At 66.2% G+C, this 21,731-nt stretch carries 17 protein-coding genes and 5 pseudogenes; 18 read left to right on the plus strand and 4 right to left on the minus strand.

Going from position 1 to position 21,731, the window contains the following annotated elements; genetic code table 11:
* Positions 1-171 precede the first annotated feature (171 nt).
* The 12 genes and pseudogenes from KZO24_RS01155 (at position 172) to KZO24_RS01210 (ending at position 10,879) form a co-directional block, all read left to right on the plus strand.
* Positions 172-984, plus strand: a complete 813-nt coding sequence (locus KZO24_RS01155; RefSeq protein WP_008831597.1) for an undecaprenyl-diphosphate phosphatase — start codon at positions 172-174, stop codon at positions 982-984.
* A 4-nt stretch (positions 985-988) separates the two neighbouring features.
* Positions 989-1,777 (plus strand): polyphosphate kinase 2, encoded by a 789-nt coding sequence (ppk2, locus tag KZO24_RS01160; protein ID WP_036526362.1) that lies wholly within the window; start codon positions 989-991, stop codon positions 1,775-1,777.
* Positions 1,778-1,933: 156 nt separating this feature from the next.
* Positions 1,934-2,101 (plus strand): 50S ribosomal protein L33, encoded by a 168-nt coding sequence (gene rpmG / locus KZO24_RS01165; RefSeq protein ID WP_008831595.1) that lies wholly within the window; start codon positions 1,934-1,936, stop codon positions 2,099-2,101.
* Between the two features lie 42 nt (positions 2,102-2,143).
* Positions 2,144-2,800 (plus strand): LolA family protein, encoded by a 657-nt coding sequence (locus KZO24_RS01170; protein ID WP_051586866.1) that lies wholly within the window; start codon positions 2,144-2,146, stop codon positions 2,798-2,800.
* A gap of 456 nt (positions 2,801-3,256) precedes the next feature.
* Positions 3,257-4,045, plus strand: coding sequence for an exodeoxyribonuclease III (xth, locus tag KZO24_RS01175; RefSeq protein WP_271184516.1), 789 nt, complete (start codon positions 3,257-3,259; stop codon positions 4,043-4,045).
* Positions 4,042-5,102, plus strand: a pseudogene (ribA, locus tag KZO24_RS01180) (GTP cyclohydrolase II). Before xth ends, ribA begins: the two are co-directional and overlap by 4 nt.
* A gap of 139 nt (positions 5,103-5,241) precedes the next feature.
* Positions 5,242-6,052, plus strand: a pseudogene (gene mutM / locus KZO24_RS01185) (bifunctional DNA-formamidopyrimidine glycosylase/DNA-(apurinic or apyrimidinic site) lyase).
* A 216-nt stretch (positions 6,053-6,268) separates the two neighbouring features.
* Positions 6,269-6,529: a 30S ribosomal protein S20 gene (gene rpsT / locus KZO24_RS01190; protein ID WP_008829123.1), complete on the plus strand. Its 261-nt coding sequence runs from the start codon at positions 6,269-6,271 to the stop codon at positions 6,527-6,529.
* 589 nt (positions 6,530-7,118) lie between these two features.
* Positions 7,119-8,555: pseudogene (gene dnaA, locus KZO24_RS01195) on the plus strand (chromosomal replication initiator protein DnaA).
* 230 nt (positions 8,556-8,785) lie between these two features.
* Positions 8,786-9,637 (plus strand): GGDEF domain-containing protein, encoded by an 852-nt coding sequence (locus tag KZO24_RS01200; protein WP_486486739.1) that lies wholly within the window; start codon positions 8,786-8,788, stop codon positions 9,635-9,637.
* A gap of 61 nt (positions 9,638-9,698) precedes the next feature.
* The gene (locus tag KZO24_RS01205; protein WP_008829126.1) at positions 9,699-10,115 is read left to right on the plus strand and encodes a DUF983 domain-containing protein; all 417 of its coding nucleotides are present in this window, start codon (positions 9,699-9,701) and stop codon (positions 10,113-10,115) included.
* Complete coding sequence (locus tag KZO24_RS01210; RefSeq protein WP_271184520.1) at positions 10,112-10,879, plus strand: HesA/MoeB/ThiF family protein; 768 nt, start codon at positions 10,112-10,114, stop codon at positions 10,877-10,879. Before KZO24_RS01205 ends, KZO24_RS01210 begins: the two co-directional genes overlap by 4 nt.
* Before the next feature lie 109 nt (positions 10,880-10,988).
* Here KZO24_RS01210 and KZO24_RS01215 read toward each other — a convergent pair whose 3' ends face one another.
* The gene (locus KZO24_RS01215) at positions 10,989-11,699 is read right to left on the minus strand and encodes an NAD-dependent deacylase (protein WP_271184521.1); all 711 of its coding nucleotides are present in this window, start codon (positions 11,697-11,699) and stop codon (positions 10,989-10,991) included.
* A gap of 93 nt (positions 11,700-11,792) precedes the next feature.
* On the opposite strand from KZO24_RS01215, the gene dapB reads away from it, so the two are divergent.
* The 3 genes from dapB to KZO24_RS01230 all read left to right on the plus strand — a co-directional run bounded on the left by dapB (position 11,793) and on the right by KZO24_RS01230 (position 13,648).
* Positions 11,793-12,521: a 4-hydroxy-tetrahydrodipicolinate reductase gene (gene dapB, locus KZO24_RS01220; RefSeq protein WP_271184522.1), complete on the plus strand. Its 729-nt coding sequence runs from the start codon at positions 11,793-11,795 to the stop codon at positions 12,519-12,521.
* Positions 12,518-13,177, plus strand: coding sequence for an endonuclease III (gene nth, locus KZO24_RS01225; RefSeq protein ID WP_271184523.1), 660 nt, complete (start codon positions 12,518-12,520; stop codon positions 13,175-13,177). The genes dapB and nth overlap by 4 nt, the downstream gene beginning before the upstream one ends.
* Before the next feature lie 81 nt (positions 13,178-13,258).
* Positions 13,259-13,648 (plus strand): hypothetical protein, encoded by a 390-nt coding sequence (locus tag KZO24_RS01230; protein ID WP_271184524.1) that lies wholly within the window; start codon positions 13,259-13,261, stop codon positions 13,646-13,648.
* A 90-nt stretch (positions 13,649-13,738) separates the two neighbouring features.
* Here the strand turns inward: KZO24_RS01230 and KZO24_RS01235 are convergent, their stop codons facing one another.
* Complete coding sequence (locus KZO24_RS01235) at positions 13,739-15,058, minus strand: dicarboxylate/amino acid:cation symporter (protein WP_271184525.1); 1,320 nt, start codon at positions 15,056-15,058, stop codon at positions 13,739-13,741.
* A gap of 148 nt (positions 15,059-15,206) precedes the next feature.
* Entirely contained in the window at positions 15,207-16,364 is a 1,158-nt protein-coding gene (gene dapE, locus KZO24_RS01240) for a succinyl-diaminopimelate desuccinylase (protein ID WP_486486740.1), read from the minus strand.
* A 51-nt stretch (positions 16,365-16,415) separates the two neighbouring features.
* Here dapE and KZO24_RS01245 point away from each other — a divergent pair, with 51 nt between their 5' ends.
* The 3 genes and pseudogenes from KZO24_RS01245 (at position 16,416) to KZO24_RS01255 (ending at position 19,819) form a co-directional block, all read left to right on the plus strand.
* The gene (locus tag KZO24_RS01245; protein ID WP_271184527.1) at positions 16,416-16,862 is read left to right on the plus strand and encodes a cupin domain-containing protein; all 447 of its coding nucleotides are present in this window, start codon (positions 16,416-16,418) and stop codon (positions 16,860-16,862) included.
* A gap of 93 nt (positions 16,863-16,955) precedes the next feature.
* Positions 16,956-17,351, plus strand: a complete 396-nt coding sequence (gene msrB / locus KZO24_RS01250; protein WP_271184528.1) for a peptide-methionine (R)-S-oxide reductase MsrB — start codon at positions 16,956-16,958, stop codon at positions 17,349-17,351.
* Between the two features lie 231 nt (positions 17,352-17,582).
* A pseudogene (locus KZO24_RS01255) lies at positions 17,583-19,819 on the plus strand (transglycosylase domain-containing protein).
* A gap of 219 nt (positions 19,820-20,038) precedes the next feature.
* On the opposite strand, the pseudogene KZO24_RS01260 reads toward KZO24_RS01255, so the two are convergent.
* A pseudogene (locus KZO24_RS01260) lies at positions 20,039-21,581 on the minus strand (Do family serine endopeptidase).
* Positions 21,582-21,731: the final 150 nt, after the last annotated feature.

Here is a 21,731-nt window from a genome sequence, read left to right on the forward strand (position 1 = left end):
ACCCACCCTTCGTCATTGCGAGCGAAGCGAAGCAATCCAGGGCAGCACCACGCCGCCCCTGGATTGCTTCGCTTCGCTCGCAATGACGAACAGGGTCTTCCACCTCACATTTCTGCAATGCAGCACGTCCCCGGTTGACTTGCCCGCCCGGTGCGGCATGACCTCCAGCTTATGGACCTGACCCTAACCGCGATCCTCCTCGGCATTGTCGAGGGCCTCACCGAGTTCCTGCCCGTCTCCTCGACTGGCCATCTCATCCTTGCCACCCGCCTGTTCGGCTATGATTCGAGCCAGTGGGCGACCTTCAACATCGTCATCCAGCTGGGCGCGATCCTGGCCGTGATCGTGCAGTTCTGGCGCACGTTCTGGGCCGTGGGCATGGGGCTGCTCAAGCTCAACCCCACCTCGATCCGCTTCGTGCGCAACGTGCTGCTGGCCTTCATCCCTTCGGCGGTGCTGGGCCTGCTGTTCAACAATTATATCGAGGGCCTGTTGGGTGAGCCCGCGGTGGTCGCCTGGGCGCTCATCATCGGTGGCATCGCGATCCTCGGCATCGAGAAGGTCGCCAAGCCCGGCCCGCTTACCGGCGTTTCGGAACTGCCCGCAGTCAAGTGTATCGGCGTCGGTTTCGCGCAGTGCCTCGCCATGGTGCCGGGCGTCAGCCGCTCGGGCGCGACGATCATGGGCGCGCTGTCGATGGGGATCGAGCGCCGGACGGCGGCCGAGTTCAGCTTCTTCCTCGCCGTGCCCACCATGGTCGGTGCCACGACTCTGGAACTTCTCAAGCACCACAAGGAACTGATGGCGGGCGCGGGGCCAGTGGGCTGGAACGAGATCGCGGTCGGCTTCGTCGTCTCGTTCATCGTCGCGCTGGTGGTGATCAAGGCGTTCATGGCCTTCGTCAGCAAATCCGGCTTCGCACCCTTCGCGTGGTATCGTATCGTCGCTGGCGCACTGGCGCTGTTCCTGCTGTCGAGGATCTGAAGACATGAGCAAAGAGGAGAAACTCGGCCGCAAGGATTACGAGAAGCTCCTCGAGCCGATGGAGGAGGAACTCGTCGGCATGGCGCGCTGGGCGCAGAAGAAGGGCGCGCGCATCGTCATCCTGTTCGAAGGGCGCGATACGGCGGGCAAGGGCGGCGCGATCAAGGCCGTCTCCGGCCAACTCAACCCCCGCCAGTGTCGCACCGTGGCGCTGGCCGCGCCGAGCGAGCGCGAGCAGGGCCAGTGGTACTTCCAGCGCTACGTCGACCATCTGCCGGCGAAGGGCGAGATCGTCCTGTTCGACCGCTCGTGGTACAACCGCGCCGGGGTCGAGAAGGTGATGGGCTATGCCACCGGGGACGAGGTCGATGCGTTCCTGCGCCACGCGCCCACCTTCGAGAAGATGCTGATCGACGACGGTATCCTGCTGTTCAAATACTGGCTCTCCTGCGATCAGGACAAGCAGGAGGAGCGCCTCCACGAACGGCTGGACGACCCGCTCAAGCGCTGGAAGCTGTCGCCGGTCGATATCGCCGCGCGCGACAAGTACGGCGAATATACCAAGGCGCGCGAGGCGATGCTCAAGGCCACGCATACCGATCATGCGCCGTGGACGCTGGTGGACTTCAACGACCAGCGGCTCGGCCGTCTGACCCTGATTCGCGATCTGCTGGCGCGGCTGCCCGATACGAAAGTGGAAGCGCCCGAACTCGACCTGCCGCCACTCGATGCCGAACCGAAGCGCGAGAAATTCGGCGTCCTGGAGCCGATAAAGCCGTTTCCGCTCTCCTGAGCATCACGCAGATCGGTGCCGCGCCCTTGACTTTGCGAGGCCAATCCAGCAAGGGGCGCAACCTTGAAGGGCGGCGCCTCGGTGTCGCCCCTTTATAGTTTTTCGTAACGCCGGCCTGCCAGGGCGGCTGCAACTTAGAAAGTACAGGATACCGCCATGGCGAAGCCCGCAACCGTCAAGATCCGTCTTGTCTCGACCGCCGACACCGGCTTTTTCTACGTGACCAAGAAGAATCCGCGGAACACGACCGAGAAGTTCAGCTTCAAGAAGTACGATCCCGTCGTGCGCAAGCACGTCGAGTTCAAGGAAGCCAAGATCAAGTAAGGTTCACGGTCGGTTCAAGGCTGTGGACCCAACGGGAAAGCCATGAACCACGTGACAAAAACCTTTCGATCCTGTGTGAGCGCGGCCGCTTTGGCCGCGCTTTCCGTGTCCGCCGCTCTCGTCCCCGCGCAGGCTGTCGCAGCCGCGCCCGATGACGCGAAACAAGTCGAGCAGGCCGTCGCGGCCTTGCGCGGCATCGGCACGTTGAAGGCGGACTTCGTCCAGACCGACCGCTCGGGGCAGACCGTCAGCGGCGTGCTGACGATGAAGAGCCCCGGCAAGATCCGCTTCCAGTATCAGCCGAGCGCCAAGATGCTGATCGTCGGCGACGGCAGGGCGCTGAACTTCATCGACTATGAAGTGCGCCAGGTGCAGCGCTGGCCGATCAAGAACAGCCCGCTCGGCGCGCTGCTCGATCCCAGCCGCGACGTCGCGAAGTTCGGCAAGCTGATCCAGACCGGCAATCCGGGCGTCGTCAGCATCGAGGTGCGCGATCGCTCGCACCCCGAGTACGGGGTGATCACCCTGATCTTCACGCGCAAGGCGTCGGCCCCGGGCGGGCTGGAACTGACCTACTGGGTCTCGCTCGATTCGCAGAACAAGCGCACCACCATCAGCCTGTCCAACCAGCGCTATGGCGTCCCGGTGACCGACAACGACTTCCGCTGGAACGACCCGCGCCCGCGCAATCGTCGTTAAGTGACCAACCCCTGATCGTCGATGACGGAAGGCGTTTTATCGCCGAATGTGCGGCTCTAGCGACAAACGGCGACAGTTTTCTTAACTTCGTTCACTTGGCAGTCAGGAGCCACGCCCCATATAGGTCTTGTCAGAACGGTTGTGAGGCGGGTTTCCCCCTGTTGCCCGCGCCTCCTGAGTGACCGCTCTGATACTAGCGTGACGAACGCTTACAGGAACCCTCGAGCCTCTGCCCCCGGCTCGAGGGTTTTCTGTTTTCTTGGTCAGGATTGGCCCATGCCGGGCTGCGAACGGCACCGTTCTCGCTCCGGCCTGAGCCAATCCTGACCCAAGAAAAGCACACGCATCCTCCCCGGAACGGGGAGGGGGCCATCCGCAGGATGGTGGAGGGGCACCCTCGGTTTACGCGAGGTCGGGGACTGGCAATTCCCGCAGGCGATGCCTAAAGCCACGCGCATGAAGATCGCCACCTGGAACATCAACTCCGTCCGCCTGCGCATCGACCAGGTCGAACGTTTCCTCACCGAGCAGGCCCCCGACGTGCTGTGCCTGCAGGAGATCAAGGTGGCGGAGCCCCTGTTCCCCCACGAGATGTTCGAGCGCCTCGGCTACACCCACCGCGCCATCCACGGCCAGAAGGGCTATCATGGCGTCGCGACTGTCTCGAAAGTGCCGTTCCGCGACTTCTCGAAGCACGACTGGCAGGACAACGGCGAGGCCCGGCACATCGGCGTCGAACTGCTCGGCCCCGGGCAGGGCATGGTGCTGGAGAACGTCTACATCCCGGCAGGAGGCGACGTCGCCGACCGCGAGGTGAACCCCAAGTTCGGCCAGAAGCTCGACTTCCTCGAACGCATGACCCGCTGGGCCGACAAGATCGACCGCCCGACCCTGATCGTCGGCGACTTCAACATCGCCCCGCTCGAATCGGACGTCTACGATCACAAGGCGCTGCTCAAGGTCGTCAGCCATACCCCGCTTGAAGTGGAAACCCTCAAGCGCCTGCAGGACGCGGCGGGCTTCGACGATCTCGGCCGCCGCTTCATCCCGGCGCCGGAACGCAACTATTCCTGGTGGTCCTACCGCAGCTACTGGCGCCAGAAGGACCAGGGCCGCCGCCTCGATCACATGTGGGCCTCGCCGGACCTCGCCCCGCAGGCGCGCGGGCACCACTTCGTCGAGGAAACGCGCCGCTGGGACCAGCCGAGCGACCACATCCCGCTCGTCACCGAGTTCGAACTCTGAGCGAGGAGGCCGCCTCGACGCGCCGCGTGGCGCTGGCGCTCGACGCGCTGCGCCATGGCTGGCCGGTGCGGGTGGCCGGCGTGGTGCTGCTTCCCGCCGAGACGGCCTTCGCGCCCGGCGTCACCGCCCCGCGCATGCTGATTTCGGCCGCCCGCGCGGCGACGCTGAAGCTCGCCAACCAGCGCGAGGCCGCCGTGCCCGAAGCGCCGGTGCTGATCTGCGCCGCCGAGCCCTTCGACCTCGACACCGCGCGCGCGGTGGCCGATCCCGCGCTCGACCTCGCCTATCCGATGAAAGGTCCCTTCGCGGCCGAGCATATCGAGGATGGCGATGCGGCGCGCACCGCGATGGAACTGGCGCGGCTTGCCGGTATCCTGCCCGCCTTCCTCGTCGCGCCGAATCAGGATGGCGAGGCGCAGGACGTTTCCAGTGCCGACCTCGCCGCGTGGAAAGACACCGCGCACCTCGCGATAGCCTCGCGCGCGAAGCTGCCCGTCGAGGCGGCGGAGAATGCCGAGATCGTCGCGTTCCGCGCGCTCGACGACTTGCGTGAGCACGTCGCGCTCGTCATCGGTACGCAGGACGGCGACCGGCCGCCGCTGGTGCGCCTCCATTCCGAATGCCTGACCGGCGACATTCTCGGCAGCCTCAAGTGCGACTGCGGGCCGCAGCTGAACGCAGCGCTGCGGGCAATGTCGGCGGAGGCCGGAGAGGGGGCTGGGGCGTGCTGCTGTACTTGCGGCAGGAGGGGCGCGGCATCGGCCTCGTCAACAAGCTGCGTGCCTATGCGCTGCAGGATGCGGGCTACGACACGGTGGACGCCAACAACCGCCTCGGCCTGCCGACCGAGGCGCGCGATTTCCCGGTGGCGGCGCGGATGCTGGACCTGCTGGGGGTACGGGCGATCCGGCTGATGACCAACAACCCGGCCAAGGTCGCGGCGCTGAAAGGCGTCGGCGTCGAGGTAGTGGAGCGGGTGCCGCACCAGTTGCCGCCCAACCCGCACAACGCGCGCTATCTCGAAACCAAGCGCGACCGGACCGGGCATATTCTCTGAGCGCCTGCTCCGACGTTCGTCATTGCGAGCGCAGCGAAGCAATCCAGGGTGGCATTATACTGCCCTGGATTGCTTCGCTGCGCTCGCAATGACGAGGGTGGGATTGGCGAGTTGAACGCCACACCCTATCTACCCTCCGATGCCTGAGCTTCCTGAAGTCGAAACCACCGTGCGCGGGCTCGAGCGCTTCCTCGACGGTGAGCGGATCGCCCGCGTCACGCTGAACCGTGCGGACTTGCGCCGCCCGTTCCCGCCCGATCTGGTGCAGGTGCTCACTGGCGCGCGGGTCACTGGCATGGGACGCCGGGCAAAGTACGGGCTGATCCATACCGACCGCGAACAGACCATGGTGTTCCACCTCGGCATGTCCGGTCGCTGGCGGATCGAGCCGGAGACGCCCGACAAGCACGATCATCTCGTGCTGGAGACGGGCTCCGGTCACGTATTGGCGCTCAACGACGCGCGGCGGTTCGGTTCGGTCGATCTCGCCCCGACCGCGACGCTCGACGTCTGGGGGCGTTCGCTTCGCTCGGGCCGGAGCCGCTGGGCGACGGCCTGACGCCGGCACATCTGCGCGCGGCTTTTGCGGGGCGGATCGCGCCGATCAAGCAGATGCTGCTCGACCAGACCATCGTGGCGGGGCTCGGCAACATCTACGTGTGCGAGGCGCTGTTCCGCGCCGGGATACGGCCGGACAAGGAGGCGGGGCGCGTCAGCCTGCCCGCGCTGGCCCGGCTGGTGCCCGCGATCAAGCAGGTGCTGGGCGAATCGATCGCGGCGGGGGCTCGACCATCAAGGACTACGCGCAGCCGAACGGCGAACTCGGCTACTTCGCGGCATCGTGGCAGGTCTATGGGCGTGAGGGCGATCCTTGCGGTTGCGGCGCACCGGTCCTGCGCTTCGTGCAGGGCGGGCGGAGCACCTTCTGGTGCCGGCGCTGCCAGCGGTAGCGCCGCACCGGAATGTACTATGGCCGCGCGGCGTCTGAGCGTGGCCGCTTGCGGCCACGAACGCCAGAAATAGGCGGTTTCGCGCCGCCGCCTCGGCTTGACGGAACCCCGCCCGAACTGTAAGGGGCGCGCTTTCCGGCGAGTCCGTTCGCCGAATAGATTCGTTAGGCAATTGGGGCCGCTCACCGTGTTGGCCGCCCAGACAGAGGAATATCGATGGCCAATACGCCGCAAGCTCGCAAGCGCATCCGTCGCAACGATCGCCGTGCAGAGATCAACACCAACCGCGTGAGCCGCATCCGCACCTTCCTGAAGAAGGTCGAAGGCGCCCTGGCCGGTGGCGACAAGGACGCGGCTGTTGCCGCCCTCAAGGAAGCGCAGCCCGAGCTGGCTCGCGGCGTTGCACGCGGCGTGCTCCACAAGAACACCGCAGCGCGCAAGATGTCGCGTCTGACGAAGCGCGTCGCCGCTCTCTGATTCGAGCCACCCTCTCCGATTCGAGAGGGTGATTCGCCGACTAGGATAGGTTGCTAGCTACCTGTCTCAGGACGAAACAAGAACGGAGCCGGGGTCGCCTGACCTCGGCTCCGTTCTCGTTTTTGCGGCATCGCAGCATGGGGCAAAGCAAAGCCCCGGAAACACTGCGATTCGGAGTGCTGCAATGCGCAACGCGCTGATTTTTAAGCGTATTACAGTTTGGCTACGGATTTTGGGCACTCCCACGTGAGTCAACCTTCATAATTTTTTTATTTGGGGATCGCCGTCTTGCCTGCGCTGCAAACCGGTTCCTAAAGGGTCCCCGGCCGTTGCGGAACGGGCCGGGGATACAGCGATTCACAGTGGAACAACCGCCGCGGACAAGCGTTCGCGGTGAGGGGAAGTTTTTACTTTGGATGCGCTGGTCGCTCTGTTTCGCGTCACCGGCGGGATCACGCCAACACACGCGAACAAGGGGGTTCGAAACGATGTCGAATACATCAGCAGGACACCCCTCGGTGAATCCCCAGTGACCGCGATGGTCGAAGGTACGAACTTGAATAGGAAGTCGAAGGCGGTGCGAGTGGCGATGGAAGAGGATCAGGAAGCCGTAAACCTGGCGGCGGACTGGGCGGACATCAGCCAGGGCCTGCGCAAGGATCTTGGGCATCAGGCACACAGCCAGTGGATCAAGCCGATCCAGCCGGGCAACTGGTGCAAGGAAACCGGTACGCTCGATCTGTATCTGCCGACGGAGTTCTCGGCGAACTGGGTCAACGACCGCTTTGCCGATCGCCTGTCGCTGGCATGGAAGATCGCGCGGCCCGACGTGCGTCACGTGCGCATCCTCGTGCATCCCGGCCGTCGCCAGCTGCCCGAACTGCGTCTGGGTGGCGGTGGTGGCCGTCCCGCCAGCGCCCCGGCCAACGATCTGGCTGCCGGCGTCGCGGACCCGCTGTCGGTTGCGCTTGCAGGCGAGATCGTTCGCCTCGCTCGGCCAGGGTCCTGCAGGCATCGATGCCTCGCAGACCTTCACCAGCTTCGTCACCGGCACCTCCAACGTGCTGGCCTGCAACGCCGCGCAGCGCATGGCCGCTACCGAGCAGCCGCAGTTCTCGCCGCTCTACCTCAAGGCCGCTACGGGTCAGGGCAAGACGCACCTTCTGCACGCGATCGGTCACGCCTATCTTGCAGCGCACCCCCACGCGCAGATCTTCTACTGCTCGGCCGAGCGTTTCATGGTCGAGTTCGTGCAGGCGCTGCGCCAGAACCAGATGATCGAATTCAAGTCGCGCCTGCGCGGCTTCGACCTGCTGCTGGTCGACGACATCCAGTTCATCATCGGCAAGGCATCGGCGCAGGAAGAACTGCTCTACACGATCGATGCGCTGCTGCAGGAAGGCAAGCGTCTGGTCTTCGCCGCCGACCGTGCGCCCCAGGCGCTCGACGGCGTCGAGCCGCGCCTGCTCTCGCGCCTGTCGATGGGCCTCGTCGCCGACATCCAGCCCGCCGACATCGAACTGCGCCGCTCGATCCTCGAGAATCGTCTCGGCCGTTTCGCCTCGGTCGAAGTGCCTGCCGACGTCATCGAGTTCCTGGCGCGCACCATCAACCGCAACGTGCGTGAACTGGTCGGCGGCCTCAACAAGCTGATCGCTTATGCGCAGCTGACCGGGCAGGCGGTTTCGCTCCAGCTCGCCGAAGAGCAGCTGACCGACATCCTCTCGGCCAACCGTCGCCGGATCACCATCGACGAGATCCAGCGCACGGTCTGCCAGTTTTACCGCATCGACCGCACCGAGATGAGCAGCAAGCGCCGCGCGCGCGCGTCGTGCGCCCACGTCAGGTGGCGATGTACCTCGCCAAGGTGCTGACGCCGCGTTCCTATCCGGAGATCGGCCGCAAGTTCGGTGGCCGCGATCACTCGACGGTGATCCATGCGGTGCGCCTGATCGAGGAATTGCGCACGCGCGATGCCGACATGGACGGCGACGTACGCTCGCTGCTGCGCCAGCTCGAAAGCTGAGGCTTGTCCCGGCGCCATGCCGGGATATGAACGCCTTTTGCACGGACTTGTCCGCGCATTTGTCCACAGGGGCCGAGGACGTGTTCCTCGGCCTTTTCGTTTGGGCGCCGTCAAAGGTTAACCGCCCGTTTCATCACGTAATTTAACGTTTGCATAAGATTCGGCTCCGTAAGCGGGAGGCGGCGCAATCGCGTTTCATTCTTAGCTTCAGCAGAAGAGGCATTCCCCCCATGCGCTTCTACCAGGCCACGACTTTCCTGTTCCCCCGCAGTTATGAGCGGCGGATTCTTTTCGTATGCTTCGGCGTCGTTCACGTGCCTCTCATCGCCTGCATCGTGCTGCAGGCGACGACCGGGCATTGGCAACTCGATACCCTGCTCACGCTCCTCGTCGCCACGCTGGTGGGCACGGGCCTGGGGCTTGCGGCAATTCATGCGCTGCTCGCCCCGATCGCGCAGGCGACGACGATGCTCCAGTCGATCCAGATGGGCGAGCGGATCGCGGCGATCCCGCAAGGCGCCGACGACCTCGTCGGCCGCCTGCTGCGCGGCGTGACGACTGCTGCGCATGAAAACGCGGCGCGCATCGAGCGCCTTGTCGATGCGGCCGAGCGTGATCCGCTGACCGGAATCCGCAACCGCCGCGGGTTCCTCGATTCGGCCAAGCAGATACTGCGCGGGCGCTCCAATGCAGTGCTGGCGCTGATCGACATCGATCATTTCAAGCGCATCAACGACGAGTGCGGCCACGATGTCGGCGACCTCGTGCTCAAGGCGCTGGCCCGCCGCATCGAGGACCACGTGCGCCGCAGCGATGTCGCCGCGCGCTGGGGCGGCGAGGAATTCGCCGTGCTCCTGCCCGACACCACGCTCGACGAGGCGCGCCTCGTCATGGAGAGGCTGCGGGCGACGGTCGCGCTCGATACCAATCTGGGCGTCGAGGACCGCGCCGTGACGTTCTCCTGCGGGCTGGCGTCGGTGCGGGACTTCGCGCTGCTGGAAGATGCCACGAAGCATGCGGACGCGGCGCTCTATGCGGCGAAGCATGGCGGGCGCAACCGCGTCCAGGTGCTCAGGCCCTGACCCTTTTGCCGCCAGCGCAATCTGCTTCACCGGCCTGCCCGTATGATGTAGGCGCTTGGACATGATTCCCGCCACGTTCTCGCAGGCCCTGCTTCGCGGCCTTCGCAGCCGTTGCCCGCGTTGCGGCGAGGGCAGTCTGTTTTACAAGTGGCTCAAGCCGCGCGAGCGTTGCCCGGTCTGCACCATGGACCTGACGCCGCAGCGTGCGGACGACTTTCCGGCATACATCTCCATGATCGTCACCGGCCACCTGATGGCGCCGCTGATCATAGCGCTTTCGGTGGACTACGACCTGGGGCCGATGGCGATGTTCGCGATCCTAGTGCCGCTGGCCATTGCGATGATGATCGGCATGCTCCAGCCCGCCAAGGGCGGCGTCATCGCGGTGCAGTGGTGGTTCGGCATGCACGGGTTCGTGAAGGAGCGGCTTGTGGAAGCGGCCGTGCCTGAAGCGCCCGGAGACGAACAGGCGAAATGACGCTCACCGCCGATCGTCTCGGCCGCTTCGCGCGGCATATCGTCCTGCCCGAAGTCGGCGGGGCCGGACAGGTCGCGCTGAGCGAGGCGCATGTGGTGCTGGTCGGCTGCGGCGGGATTGGCAGTCCTGTCCTGCAGTATCTCGCCGCAGCCGGCATAGGCCGTCTCACGCTGGTCGATGATGACGTGGTCGACGTCAGCAACTTGCAGCGCCAGACGATTTATACGCCATCGGATATCGGCAGGCCCAAGGCGGAAGCGGCGGCCGAATGGGTGCGGCGTTTTGATCTTGGCCTGAAGGTCGATCCCGTCGTTGCGCGGCTGGGGGATGACAACACGCGTGACGTCCTTTCCGGCGCGGACCTCGTACTGGACGGCTGTGACAACTTCGCGACTCGGCTCCTCGTGTCAGATACGTGCGTAAAACTGGGCATTCCGCTGACGACGGCGGCGATCGGGCGGTTCCAGGGGCAGGTCGCGAACTTCGCCGGTCACTTGCCGGGGCACGCCTGCTACCGTTGTTTCGTGGGCGATGCCTTCGACGCGGTGGACTGCGATACCTGCGCCGCCGACGGCGTGCTCGGGGCGATGGTCGGCATGGTCGGCACGTTCGCGTCGATGCACGCGATGCGGGTGCTGCTGGCGGGACACACGGCGCTGGGCGAGCCGCAGTTCGGGACCTTGCATCTGATCGACGGACTGGCGCCGTCGATGCGGCCGCTCAGGATCGCCAAGGACCCCGCGTGCCGGGGGTGTAACCACTGAGGTATTCGTCGTCCCGGACTTGATCCGGGACCGCTGGGCGTCTTTAGGCGAGAGCCATCGACAAAATGCCTCGCCGTTAGCCGGGCGGTTCACGGCCAGCGGTCCCGGATCAGGTCCGGGACGACGCCAGAACCTCCTCCACCCACGCAGGCACCAGTTCGCTTGCCGGTCCATGCCGCGCCTCGTCGAACCATGCGGTCCCCTGCGAGGGTTCGAGGTTGAGTTCCAGCGTCTCCACGCCGAGTTCCCGTGCATTGCGCACGAAGCCCGCCGCCGGATAGACCGCGCCGGACGTCCCGATCGAGACGAACAGGTCCGCCTGCTCCAGCGCCGCGAAGATCTCGTCCATGCGATAGGGCATTTCCCCGAACCATACGATGTCCGGCCGCAGCGCCGCTTCTCCGCATTCGGGGCAGGCGGGACGGTCGATCAGCGGGCCGATCCAGCGCGGGCGTTCGTCGCAGGCCATGCACCAGGCGTTCAGGTGCTCGCCGTGCATATGGAGCACGCGTTTCGCTCCGGCGCGTTCGTGCAGGTCATCCACGTTCTGAGTGACGATCAGCAGGTCGCCTTCCCATTCCGCGTCTAGCTTTGCCAGCGCGCGGTGGGCAGCGTTGGGCTGCTTGGTCTGGATCGCTTCGCGGCGCATGTCGTAGAAGCGCAGGACGAGGTCGGGGTCGCGCGCGAAGGCCTCGGGCGTGGCGACGTCCTCGACGCGGTGCTGCTCCCAGAGACCGCCGCCGTCGCGGAAGGTGTCGATGCCGCTCTCGGCCGAAACGCCCGCGCCGGTGAGAATGACGATGTTGCGGATGCTGCTCATGGCTCACCTTAGCGTGCGCGCGGCGCTTGTCGAACCGGCGCGTTTGCGCCATGCGGCCGTGACAGGACTTTACGCCCGGACGGAGACAGCAGCGTGGCACGAATCGGAATCATCGGCAGCCAGGGGCGCATGGGCCAGGCGATCGCGGCCGCCATTGCCGATGCGGGCGAGGATCTGGCGGGCGGCGTCGACAAGGGCGGTGACACCTCGGCCGTCGCAGCCAATGCCGACATTCTGATCGATTTCTCCAGCCCTTCGGCGCTCGAAGGCAACCTCGATGCCGCCATCGCCGCCAAGCTGCCGATCGTCATCGGCACCACCGGGCTGGAGGAGCGCCACCACTGGCTGATCGATTCGGCGGCCGAGCACATTCCCGTCCTGCAGACCGGCAACACCTCGCTCGGCGTCACGCTGCTCGCGCATCTGGTGCGCGAGGCGGCGTCGCGGCTGGGAGAGGACTGGGACATAGAGATCGTCGAGACGCATCACCGCATGAAGGTGGACGCTCCCTCCGGCACCGCGCTGCTTCTGGGTGAGGCAGCCGCCGACGGACGCGGCGTCGGGCTGGCGAACAGCGCGGTACGTGGCCGCGACGGCATCACCGGCAAGCGCGAGGCGGGCACCATCGGTTTCGCGGCCCTGCGCGGCGGCACCGTCGCGGGCGACCACACCGTTCATTTCCTCGCCGACAACGAGCGTCTTTCGCTCTCGCACCTCGCCGAGAACCGGGGCATCTTCGCCAAGGGCGCGGTGAAGGCGGCGCAGTGGCTGCTGGCGCAGGGGCCGGGCCGCTACACGATGCCGCAGGTGCTGGGCCTTTGAAGAAGGCGGACGTCTTCGAGTTCTTCCGCCGTCTGGCGGAGGCCAATCCCTCGCCCGAGACCGAGCTGGAATTCGGCAATACCTACCAGTTGCTCGTCGCCGTCACGCTCTCGGCGCAGGCGACCGACGTGGGCGTCAACAAGGCGACGCGCGCGCTGTTCGAGTACGTGAAGACGCCGCAGCAGATGGTGGACCTCGGCGAAGAGGGGCTGAAGCAGCACATCAAGACGATCGGCCTGTTCAACACCAAGGCCAAGAACGTCATCGCCCTCTCGCAGATCCTGGTGGACCGGCATGGCGGCGAGGTTCCGGCGGACCGCGATGCCATGGTCGAGCTGCCCGGCGTCGGCCGCAAGACCGCCAACGTGGTGATGAACTGCGCCTTCGGGGCCGAGACCTTCGCGGTCGACACCCACATCTTCCGCGTCGGCAACCGCACGGGGCTCGCCAAGGGCAAGACGCCGCTGGCGGTGGAGAAGCAGCTCGAGAAGAAGGTGCCGCAGCCGTTCCGGGTTGGCGCGCATCACTGGCTGATCCTTCACGGCCGCTACATCTGCAAGGCGCGCACGCCCGAGTGCTGGCGATGCCCTGAGGTGGACTTGTGCGCCTTCAAGGACAAGGTGCTCGACCGGGGTGCGAGGAAGGCTGCGGCCTGAGGCCTACGTCCTCTTGACGAAGGCGGGTTTCGGGGAGCCAATGGGGCTTGCCGGACGTTCGCCCAGCGAGAGGATGAGCCGATGAGAACTCCCGTTGCCCTGCTGCTTGCCACCGTTGCCCTCGCCGCCTGTTCGCAGGAAGGTCCGGGTGAGACGCCGCCGCCCGAGCCTGCCGCCGAGACGACCGGGGCCGCCGTCGATTGCCTGTCGGTGACGCGTTTCAATACCACCCGCATTCGCGACGATCACACGATCGACTTCATCGGCGGTGCGGGCGGGCAAGTCTGGCGGGTGACGCTGCCCAACCGGTGCAGCGGGCTAAAATCGGCGGGCACGTTTACGTATGAAACGTCGCTCTCGCAGCTGTGCCGACAGGACATCATCTATCCGCTGCAGCAGATCGGCAACCAGTGGCAGCGCATGGGTGGCTGCGGCATGGGACCGTTCGTGCCGGTGAAGCTGGCCCGCTGATTCGTCATTGCGAGCGTAGCGAAGCAATCCAGGGCAGCATGAAACCGCCTTGGATTGCTTCGCTACGCTCGCAATGACGAAGGGTGCTTATTACCCCTCGTACTGCTCGGGGTCGATGTTGAGCCCGCGCCGCCCGTCGGCGGCGGTGTGCGAAGGTGAGTGCAGCACTTCCGCATCGGGGTCCATCAGCGGCTGCAGCATGCCTTCCGAGCGGGTGATCACCGCCGTCGCCACGGCATTGCCCACCACGTTGGTGGCCGAGCGGCCCATGTCGAGGAAAGTGTCCACGCCCAGCAGCAGCGCGATGCCTTCGACCGGCAGGCCGAACTGCGTCAACGTCGCGGCGATCACCACGAGGCTGGCGCGCGGCACCCCGGCGATGCCCTTGGAACTGACCATCAGCGTCAGCAGCATCAGGATCTGCGTCATCACCGGCACATGGATACCGTAAGCCTGCGCGATGAACATCGACGCGAAGGTCATGTAGATCATCGAGCCGTCGAGGTTGAAGCTGTAGCCCAGCGGCAGGATGAAGCCCGAAATGCGGCGCGGCACGCCGAAGCGGTCGAGCTGCTCGAACAGCTTGGGCAGGCTCGCCTCCGACGATGCGGTCGAGAACGAGAGCAGCAGCGGCTCGCGAATGTAGCGGAACAGCGTGACCACGCGCTTGCCCAGGAACAGGCCGCCCGCGCAGAACAGCAGCACCCACAGGAGAGCCATCGCAAGGTAGAACTCGCTGACCAGCACACCGTAGGTCACGATGATGCCGAGGCCCTGCGTGCCGATGACGGCGGCGATCGCGCCGAACACCGCGAAGGGCGCAAAGCGCATGACGTAGCCGGTGATCTGCAGCATCAGTTCGGACAGCGCTTCGGTGGCGCGCACGATCGGCGCGCCGCGCTCGCCGATGGCGGTGAGGCCGACGCCGACGAAGACCGAGAAGACCAGGATCTGCAGGATGTTGTTCTCGGCCATCGCCGCCAATGGGCTGGCCGGGAAGATCTCGAGGATGAAGTGGCGCAGCGTCAGCTCGCCCATCTCGAGGTCGCCCACGTCGGCGCTGCTTTCGAGGCCGACGCCGACGCCGGGCTGGAACAGGTTGACGAGGATCAGGCCGAGGCTCAGCGAGACGAGGCTGGCGGTGATGAACCAGCCCAGCGCCTTGCCGCCGATGCGGCCGAGCGCGGCGCTGTCGCCCATGCCCGCGATGCCGGTCACGATCGTCGCGAAGACCAGCGGCGCGAGGATCATCTTGATCAGCTTGAGGAACACGTCGGGCAGCAGCCGGAAATAATCGGCCCACTGCTTGAGGTGCGGATCGTCCGCCGGAAGGCTCGCGTGGAGCATGTAGCCCGCGGCGATGCCGAGGACCATGCCGATGAGAATGTAGAGCGTCAGGCGCCTGCCCATTGCGAACCCCTTGTTAATGGTGGCGTCGTGAAAGCGCCGGAGCCTATCAGTGTGGCCGGTGCGGTCAATGACGGGGGCGAGGTTTCACCCGGTTGCAAGACGCAGGGCCTTGCGTTTCGGCCCGCTTGCCCTCGAAACTAATTCCGGGTCAGCCCCTCAGAGCTGCCAGCGTCACCCGCTCGTAGATGCGGGCGAGAGCGTCGAGGTCCGCCACGGCCACGGCTTCGTCGCGCTTGTGCATCGTCGCGTTGCACAGGCCGAACTCGATCACCGGCGAGAGATCCTTGAGGAACCGCGCGTCCGAAGTGCCGCCGCTGGTCGAGAGTTCGGGCTCTACCCCGGTCTCGGCGCGGATCGCTTCGGCCAGCATGGCGGAGAACGCGCCGGGCTGCGTCAGGAACGCCTCGCCCGAGATCACGGGGCGGGCGGTGCCGCCGTGCCGCTGCGCGATCTCGGCGACGCGCGCGGCAAGGCCCTCGCCGGTGTGCAGGTCGTTGAAACGGATCGAGATGCGCGCCGAAGCCTTCGCCGGGATCACGTTGGTGGCCGGGTTGCCGCAGGAAACGTCGGTGACTTCGAGGTTGCTCGCCTGGAACCAGTCGGTGCCCTCGTCGAGCACGATGGCGTCGAGTTCGGCGAGCATCGCCACCAGCTTGGTGATCGGATTGTCGGCGAGGTGCGGGTAGGCGACGTGGCCCTGCACGCCCTCGACTTCCAGCCAGATGTTGACGGAACCGCGACGGCCGACCTTCATCATGTCGCCGAGGCGGTTCACCGAGGTCGGCTCGCCGACGAGGCAAAGGTCGGGAATCTCGCCCTTTTCGCGCATCAGGTCGATGAGGGCGAGGGTGCCGAAGCGCGCCGGGCCTTCCTCGTCGCCGGTGATGATGAAGCTGACAGTGCCGGTTTCAGGCGGGATATGCGTGACGGCCGCGACCATGGCCGCGATCGAGCCCTTCATGTCCACCGCGCCGCGTCCGTAAAGCAGTTCCTGCCCCTCGAGACCGCGCCTCTCGGGCAGGAACGGCGCGCTGGTCCAGCCTTCGCCCGGCGGCACCACGTCGAGGTGGCCGGCGAAGGCGAAGTGGCGCGAAGCCTCGGGGCCGCGGCAGATCGCGAAGAGGTTCTCGACCGGGCCGTCCGGCGCTTCTCCCGCGATGAAGCGGGTGATCTCGAAGCCGAGCGGTGCCAGCTGGTTCTCCAGGCAGTCGAACACCATGCCGGTGGCCGGGGTGACGCTGGGGCAGGCGATCAGCGCCTCGGCGAGATCGGCGACAGTTGCGGCGAGAGGGGCGGTCTGGGACATAGGGGCAGCGCCATCGCATAATAGGCGCACCATGACCATAGGAGACCGTCCATGCCCCGGCTCGACATCGAGGCCATCCCGCAGGCCAACCGCACCGGCTATCCGGCGCCTTTCGACGCGGCGGTGGAGGGCCGCTGGTGGCGGCGCCTCGCTCCTGCCGGCGGACTGACGCAGATGGGCGCGAGCCATGTGGTGCTGAAGCCGGGCGCCTGGTCCAGCCAGCGCCACTGGCACGACGACGAGGACGAACTGCTGGTCATGCTCTCGGGCGAGGCGGTCTTGGTGGAAGACGGCGGGCGCACGCTGCTGCGCGCGGGCGACGTCTGCGCCTGGGCGAAAGGCGTGCGCGACGGGCACCACCTCGTGAACGAGAGCGAGGCCGACTGCACCTTCATCGCCATCAGCGCAGGCGATCCGAACGGCGGCGGCGCCTATTCGGACATCGACATGAAGTTCGACGGCGAGGGCTACTTCCACAAGGACGGCGCCCCGTACTGATTGGTCGTCGTCCCGGATCAGGTCCGGGACGACGGACTCACTGGAATTTGGCCTCGTTCCGCCCCATATCCGCGCCAAAGGAGAGCCTCCCCGATGACCGACAAGATGCACCTCACCGATGAAGAATGGCGCGAGCGCCTCAGCCCAGAGCAGTACTATGTGCTGCGTCAGGCAGGCACCGAGCGAGCCTTCACCGGCAAATACGACGGCAACAAGCAGGAAGGGCTCTATACCTGCGCGGGCTGCGGCGCGCCGCTGTTCGAATCCGATGACAAGTTCAATTCGGGGTGCGGCTGGCCGAGCTATACCGCGCCGGTGGACGAAGCCGCGATCGACGAGCACCGCGATACCTCGCACGGGATGGTCCGTACGGAAGTGACTTGTGCGAAGTGTGATGGACACCTCGGCCACGTGTTCCCCGATGGCCCGGCGCCGACGGGGCTGCGGTACTGCATCAACAGCGCCTCGCTGGACTTCGAGCCGAAGTAAGAAGGAAGGCCCACTCCCGGCCCCTCCCGCAAGTGGGAGGGAGAAAACACGGATCGCCCTCCCGCTTGCGGGAGGGCCGGGAGGCTTGGCCCGCAGGGCTTAGCCGGACGGGGTGGGCCGGCCATCCGCTGCCTTTCCCCCGCACCCGTGTTCACCTCGGGTTACAAATCGCCATGCAAAGTGTAGGAGCGACCCGACACATCCGTCCTTATTGGGGTTTGCATCCTACCCATGGCCAAGAATTCCGGCCCCAAAAGCTCCGGGGGCAGCCGTGCCTCGCGCGCAGCTTCCTCTTCTTCCGACAAGAAGCCGCTCTGGCGCCGCATCCTGCGCGGCGTGTTCATATGGGGCGGCGCGCTGGCGCTGCTCGGCGCGATCTTCCTGGGCACCGCCGTGTTCTTCACGATGCGCGAACTGCCCGACTATTCGGCGCTGAAGAGCAGCCAAAACGGCCAGATGATCGTCGTGCGCGCGCGCGACGGGCGCGAACTCGTCTCGCTCGGGCCGAGCTACGGCAAGTGGATGCCCTATGACGAGATCCCCGCGATCATGCGTGATGCCATCGTCTCGGTCGAGGATCGCCGCTTCCGCGAGCATCCCGGCGTCGATGCGATCGGTCTGGCCCGCGCAGTCTACATGTCGATCACCACCGACAGCCGCGCCAAGGCGACCTCGACGCTGACGCAGCAGCTGGCGCGCAACATCTTCCTCACCAACACCCGATCGTGGAATCGCAAGGCGCGAGAGATGGTGCTGGCGCTGGCGCTCGAGAGGAAGTTCACCAAGGACCAGATCCTCGAACTGTACCTCAACAAGGTCTACTTCGGCGGCGGCGCCTATGGCATCGACGCGGCGAGCCGCAAGTTCTTCGGCCACCCGGCCACCGAACTCTCGACCGCCGAATCGGCGATCATCGCCGGGCTGGTGAAGGCCCCGTCGAACTACTCGCCCACCGCGGACGTCGAGGCCGCCAAGGGGCGCGGCAAGGTCGTGCTCGGCCTGATGGCGCGCGAAGGCGTGATCTCGCAGGCGGAGGCGGACAGCGTCGATTTCTCGGACGTGCAGGTCGCGAAGGAGAAGGGCCAGAACTCGGTCCGCTATTTCACCGACTGGGCGCTGCCGCAGCTCGACATGTTGCTGCCTGAGAACAACGAGCCGATCGAGGTGTGGACCACGCTCGACCCGGCGATGCAGGACGCGGCGACCAAGTCGATCGACGCCAACGTGCCCAAGGGGCGCAGGGCGCGCTCGTCAGTCTCGACAAGGATGGCGCGGTGCTGGCGATGGTCGGGGGCACGGATTACGTGAACTCGAACTACAACCGCGCCACTTCGGCGCTGCGCCAGCCGGGTTCGTCGTGGAAGCTGTTCGTCTACCTTGCCGCGCTTGAGGCGGGCTACACCCCCGACGATCGCGTCGTGGACGAGCCGGTGACGATCCAGGGCTGGAGCCCGCAGAACGACGGCCGCAACTTCGCCGGCCAGATCGATGTGCGCACCGCCTTCGCCTATTCCAAGAACACCGTCGCCGCGCAGCTGGGCAACGAGGTCGGCTTCGGCACCGTCGCCAGCATGGCCAAGCGCTTCGGCATCACCACCAATATCAACACCAAGCCGGCGATGGTACTGGGGACTTCCGAAGTGCGCGTGATCGACATGACACGCGCTTTCGCGGCGGTGTCGGCGGGCGGTACTTCGGTGGAGCCCTACGGCATCACCAAGGTCACCACGACCTCGGGCGAGCTGCTCTACGAGCACAAGTCGGTGCAGGGCCAGGTGCTGGTGCCGCATTACGTGGCGGCTGGCATTACCGACCTGCTGCAGACCGCCGTGGCGATCGGCACGGGCCGCGCCGCGCAGATCGGGCGTCCGGTAGCGGGCAAGACCGGCACCACCAGCTCGAACAAGGACGGCTGGTTCCTCGGCTTCTCCAGCGGCATTACGACCGGCGTATGGATGGGTCGCGACGACGCCAAGCGGGTCGCGGGGCTCTCCGGCGGTCATGCTCCGGCGCGGGCATTCTCGGACTACATGAAGGTCGCCGTCGCCAAGCGCCCGGTCGAGCAGTTCGACACCGAACTCAAGCTGCCCGAATGGCAGCTGGAGCCCGATGACGAGCAGATGCAGGGCAATCCTGACGACTATTACTACACCGACGAGAACGGCAACCTCGTCCACCCTGACGGCGCCACGCCAGACCAGCCGCCTTATGGCGGGGTTCCGAACGGGCAGGCGCCGAACGGCGGCGTGGTTCCGCCGGACTACGGGCCGCAGGGTGCGCCGGTTGCACCGCCCGCTGCGGGCAACGACTTCCTCGACCGCGCCACCGGGGGCGAGCGGGAAGATCCGGGCCTGCGTCCGGGGCAGGGCACCGGGGCCTATCCGGGCGCGCGTCCCACGCCGGTCCCGCGCGTGATGCCGACGCCGCGTCCGACGCCGACGCGGATACCCGGTACAACGCAGCCCTGATCGCCGCGTCGTTTCAAACCAAACCGCGTCATCCCAGCGAAGGCTGGGACCGCTCGCCCATTACTGCCAACTATCGTTAGGGCGCCCTGCCGGTGATTGGGTTTTACGCGGCCGGCGGTCCCAGCCTTCGCTGGGATGACGTTGGCCCATCTCCCACACACGAAAAGGCCCGCCGGATCGCTCCGGCGGGCCTTTTCCTTTACGCCTCGGCGCGTCGTGTCAGCGCAGGCGCACCGGCACGAAAGTCGCCTGCTGGCCGCGCGGCTGGACGCGCAGGAGGAGGGCCGAGCGGCCTTCCGCCTTGGCGGCGTTGATCGCGGCGGTCAGGTCCGCTGCGGTCGTCACCGGACGGCCGTTGGCCTGCAGGATGATGAAGCCGCGCTGGAAGCCCTTCTGGCCCGCGTCCGAGTTCGGATCGACCGCCACGATGACCACGCCCTTGGTGCCGTCGGCCGCGCCGAGCTGGCGGGCGATGGTGGCCGTCAGCGGGGTCACGGTCAGGCCCAGCGAGTTCTCGATCACGCCCTTTTCCTGCTTCTGGGGCGGATTGTTGAACGCATCGCCGTCTTCGTCGCCATCGGGCGTGAAGGACTGCGAAAGCTCGTCCTCGCTCGGGCGCTTGGCGACCGTGGCGGTCAGGGTCTGGCGCTTGCCGCCGCGGATCACTTCGACCGGGATGCGTGCGCCCGGCTTGGTGTTGGCGACGATGTAGGACAGCGTCTGATCCTTGGTGACTTCCTTGCCGTCGACCGTGACGACGACGTCGCCCGCCTGCATGCCGGACTTGGCCGCCGGGCCGTCAGGCTCGACCATCTGGATGAACTCGCCCTTGTTGTGGGCGATGCCCAGCAGAATCGGCGATGTCCTCGGTCACCGGCTGGATGCGCACGCCAAGATAGCCGCGCTCGATCGCCTCGCCCTTGATGAGCTTCTGGACGAGCGGGGCCGCGATCTCCGCGGGAATGGCGAAGCCGATGCCGACGCTGCCGCCCGTGGGCGAGAAGATCGCGTTGTTGATGCCGATCACCTGCCCGTTCATGTCGAACATCGGACCGCCCGAGTTGCCCCGGTTGATCGCCGCGTCGGTCTGCAGGTAGCGGTCATAGGCGCCGCCGCTCTGGGTGGAGCGGTAGACGGCCGAGACGATGCCCGAGGTCACCGTGCCGCCGAGGCCGAACGGGTTGCCGATGGCGATGATCCAGTCGCCCACGCGCGCCTTGCGGCTGTCACCGAACTTGACGAACGGCAGGCTCTTGCCCGCGTCGATCTTGAGCACCGCAAGGTCGGATGCGGCGTCCTTGCCGATCAGCTTAGCGGGATACTCGGCGCCGTCGGGCATGGTGACGGTGATCGATTCGACCTGTCCCTTGCCCTCGGCGGTGATGACGTGATTGTTGGTCACGACATAGCCGTCCGCCGAGATGATGAAGCCCGAGCCGAGCGACTGGGCCTCACGCGTCTGGGGCGCGCCGTTACCGCCACCCTGTCCGCCGAACAGCCCTTCGAACGGAGTGCCCGCGAAGGGGTTGGCGCCGCCGCCCGCGACCTGCACCTTCTGGCGGGTCGAGATATTGACGACGGCGGGCTGCAACTGCGCGGTGAGATCCGCGAAGCTGGCGGGGGCACCGGCACGCGGCACCACCTTCGAAATTTCGCTGGCCTCGTTCTGGGCCACCTGGGCACCTGCGGGGTAGCCGGTGACGAGCGATGCGGTAGCGCCTCCGATGAGGAGCGCTGTGGTCAGTCCATAGGCATATCGCACTGGCTTCACGTCCTTTGATTCCTCCGTTTCGGCGGCTTGCGCCAAGATCCGACTGGTAACCCCGAAGCGGTTTCACGCCCCGCGAGCTTAACCGGATTTGAATGATGCGGAAATCCGCCACTTTTACGAAGTTCCGGCCGCCAACTCCCG

Source organism: Novosphingobium sp. NFX11, from assembly GCF_057376415.1.

Coding starts and splice junctions, on each gene's coding strand:
- KZO24_RS01155 (WP_008831597.1), top strand. CDS start 172: ATGGACCTGACCCTAACCGCGATCCTCCTCGGCATTGTCGAGGGCCTC.
- ppk2 (WP_036526362.1), top strand. CDS start 989: ATGAGCAAAGAGGAGAAACTCGGCCGCAAGGATTACGAGAAGCTCCTC.
- rpmG (WP_008831595.1), top strand. CDS start 1,934: ATGGCGAAGCCCGCAACCGTCAAGATCCGTCTTGTCTCGACCGCCGAC.
- KZO24_RS01170 (WP_051586866.1), top strand. CDS start 2,144: ATGAACCACGTGACAAAAACCTTTCGATCCTGTGTGAGCGCGGCCGCT.
- xth (WP_271184516.1), top strand. CDS start 3,257: ATGAAGATCGCCACCTGGAACATCAACTCCGTCCGCCTGCGCATCGAC.
- rpsT (WP_008829123.1), top strand. CDS start 6,269: ATGGCCAATACGCCGCAAGCTCGCAAGCGCATCCGTCGCAACGATCGC.
- KZO24_RS01200 (WP_486486739.1), top strand. CDS start 8,786: ATGCGCTTCTACCAGGCCACGACTTTCCTGTTCCCCCGCAGTTATGAG.
- KZO24_RS01205 (WP_008829126.1), top strand. CDS start 9,699: ATGATTCCCGCCACGTTCTCGCAGGCCCTGCTTCGCGGCCTTCGCAGC.
- KZO24_RS01210 (WP_271184520.1), top strand. CDS start 10,112: ATGACGCTCACCGCCGATCGTCTCGGCCGCTTCGCGCGGCATATCGTC.
- KZO24_RS01215 (WP_271184521.1), bottom strand. CDS start 11,699: ATGAGCAGCATCCGCAACATCGTCATTCTCACCGGCGCGGGCGTTTCG.
- KZO24_RS01230 (WP_271184524.1), top strand. CDS start 13,259: ATGAGAACTCCCGTTGCCCTGCTGCTTGCCACCGTTGCCCTCGCCGCC.
- KZO24_RS01235 (WP_271184525.1), bottom strand. CDS start 15,058: ATGGGCAGGCGCCTGACGCTCTACATTCTCATCGGCATGGTCCTCGGC.
- dapE (WP_486486740.1), bottom strand. CDS start 16,364: ATGTCCCAGACCGCCCCTCTCGCCGCAACTGTCGCCGATCTCGCCGAG.
- KZO24_RS01245 (WP_271184527.1), top strand. CDS start 16,416: ATGCCCCGGCTCGACATCGAGGCCATCCCGCAGGCCAACCGCACCGGC.
- msrB (WP_271184528.1), top strand. CDS start 16,956: ATGACCGACAAGATGCACCTCACCGATGAAGAATGGCGCGAGCGCCTC.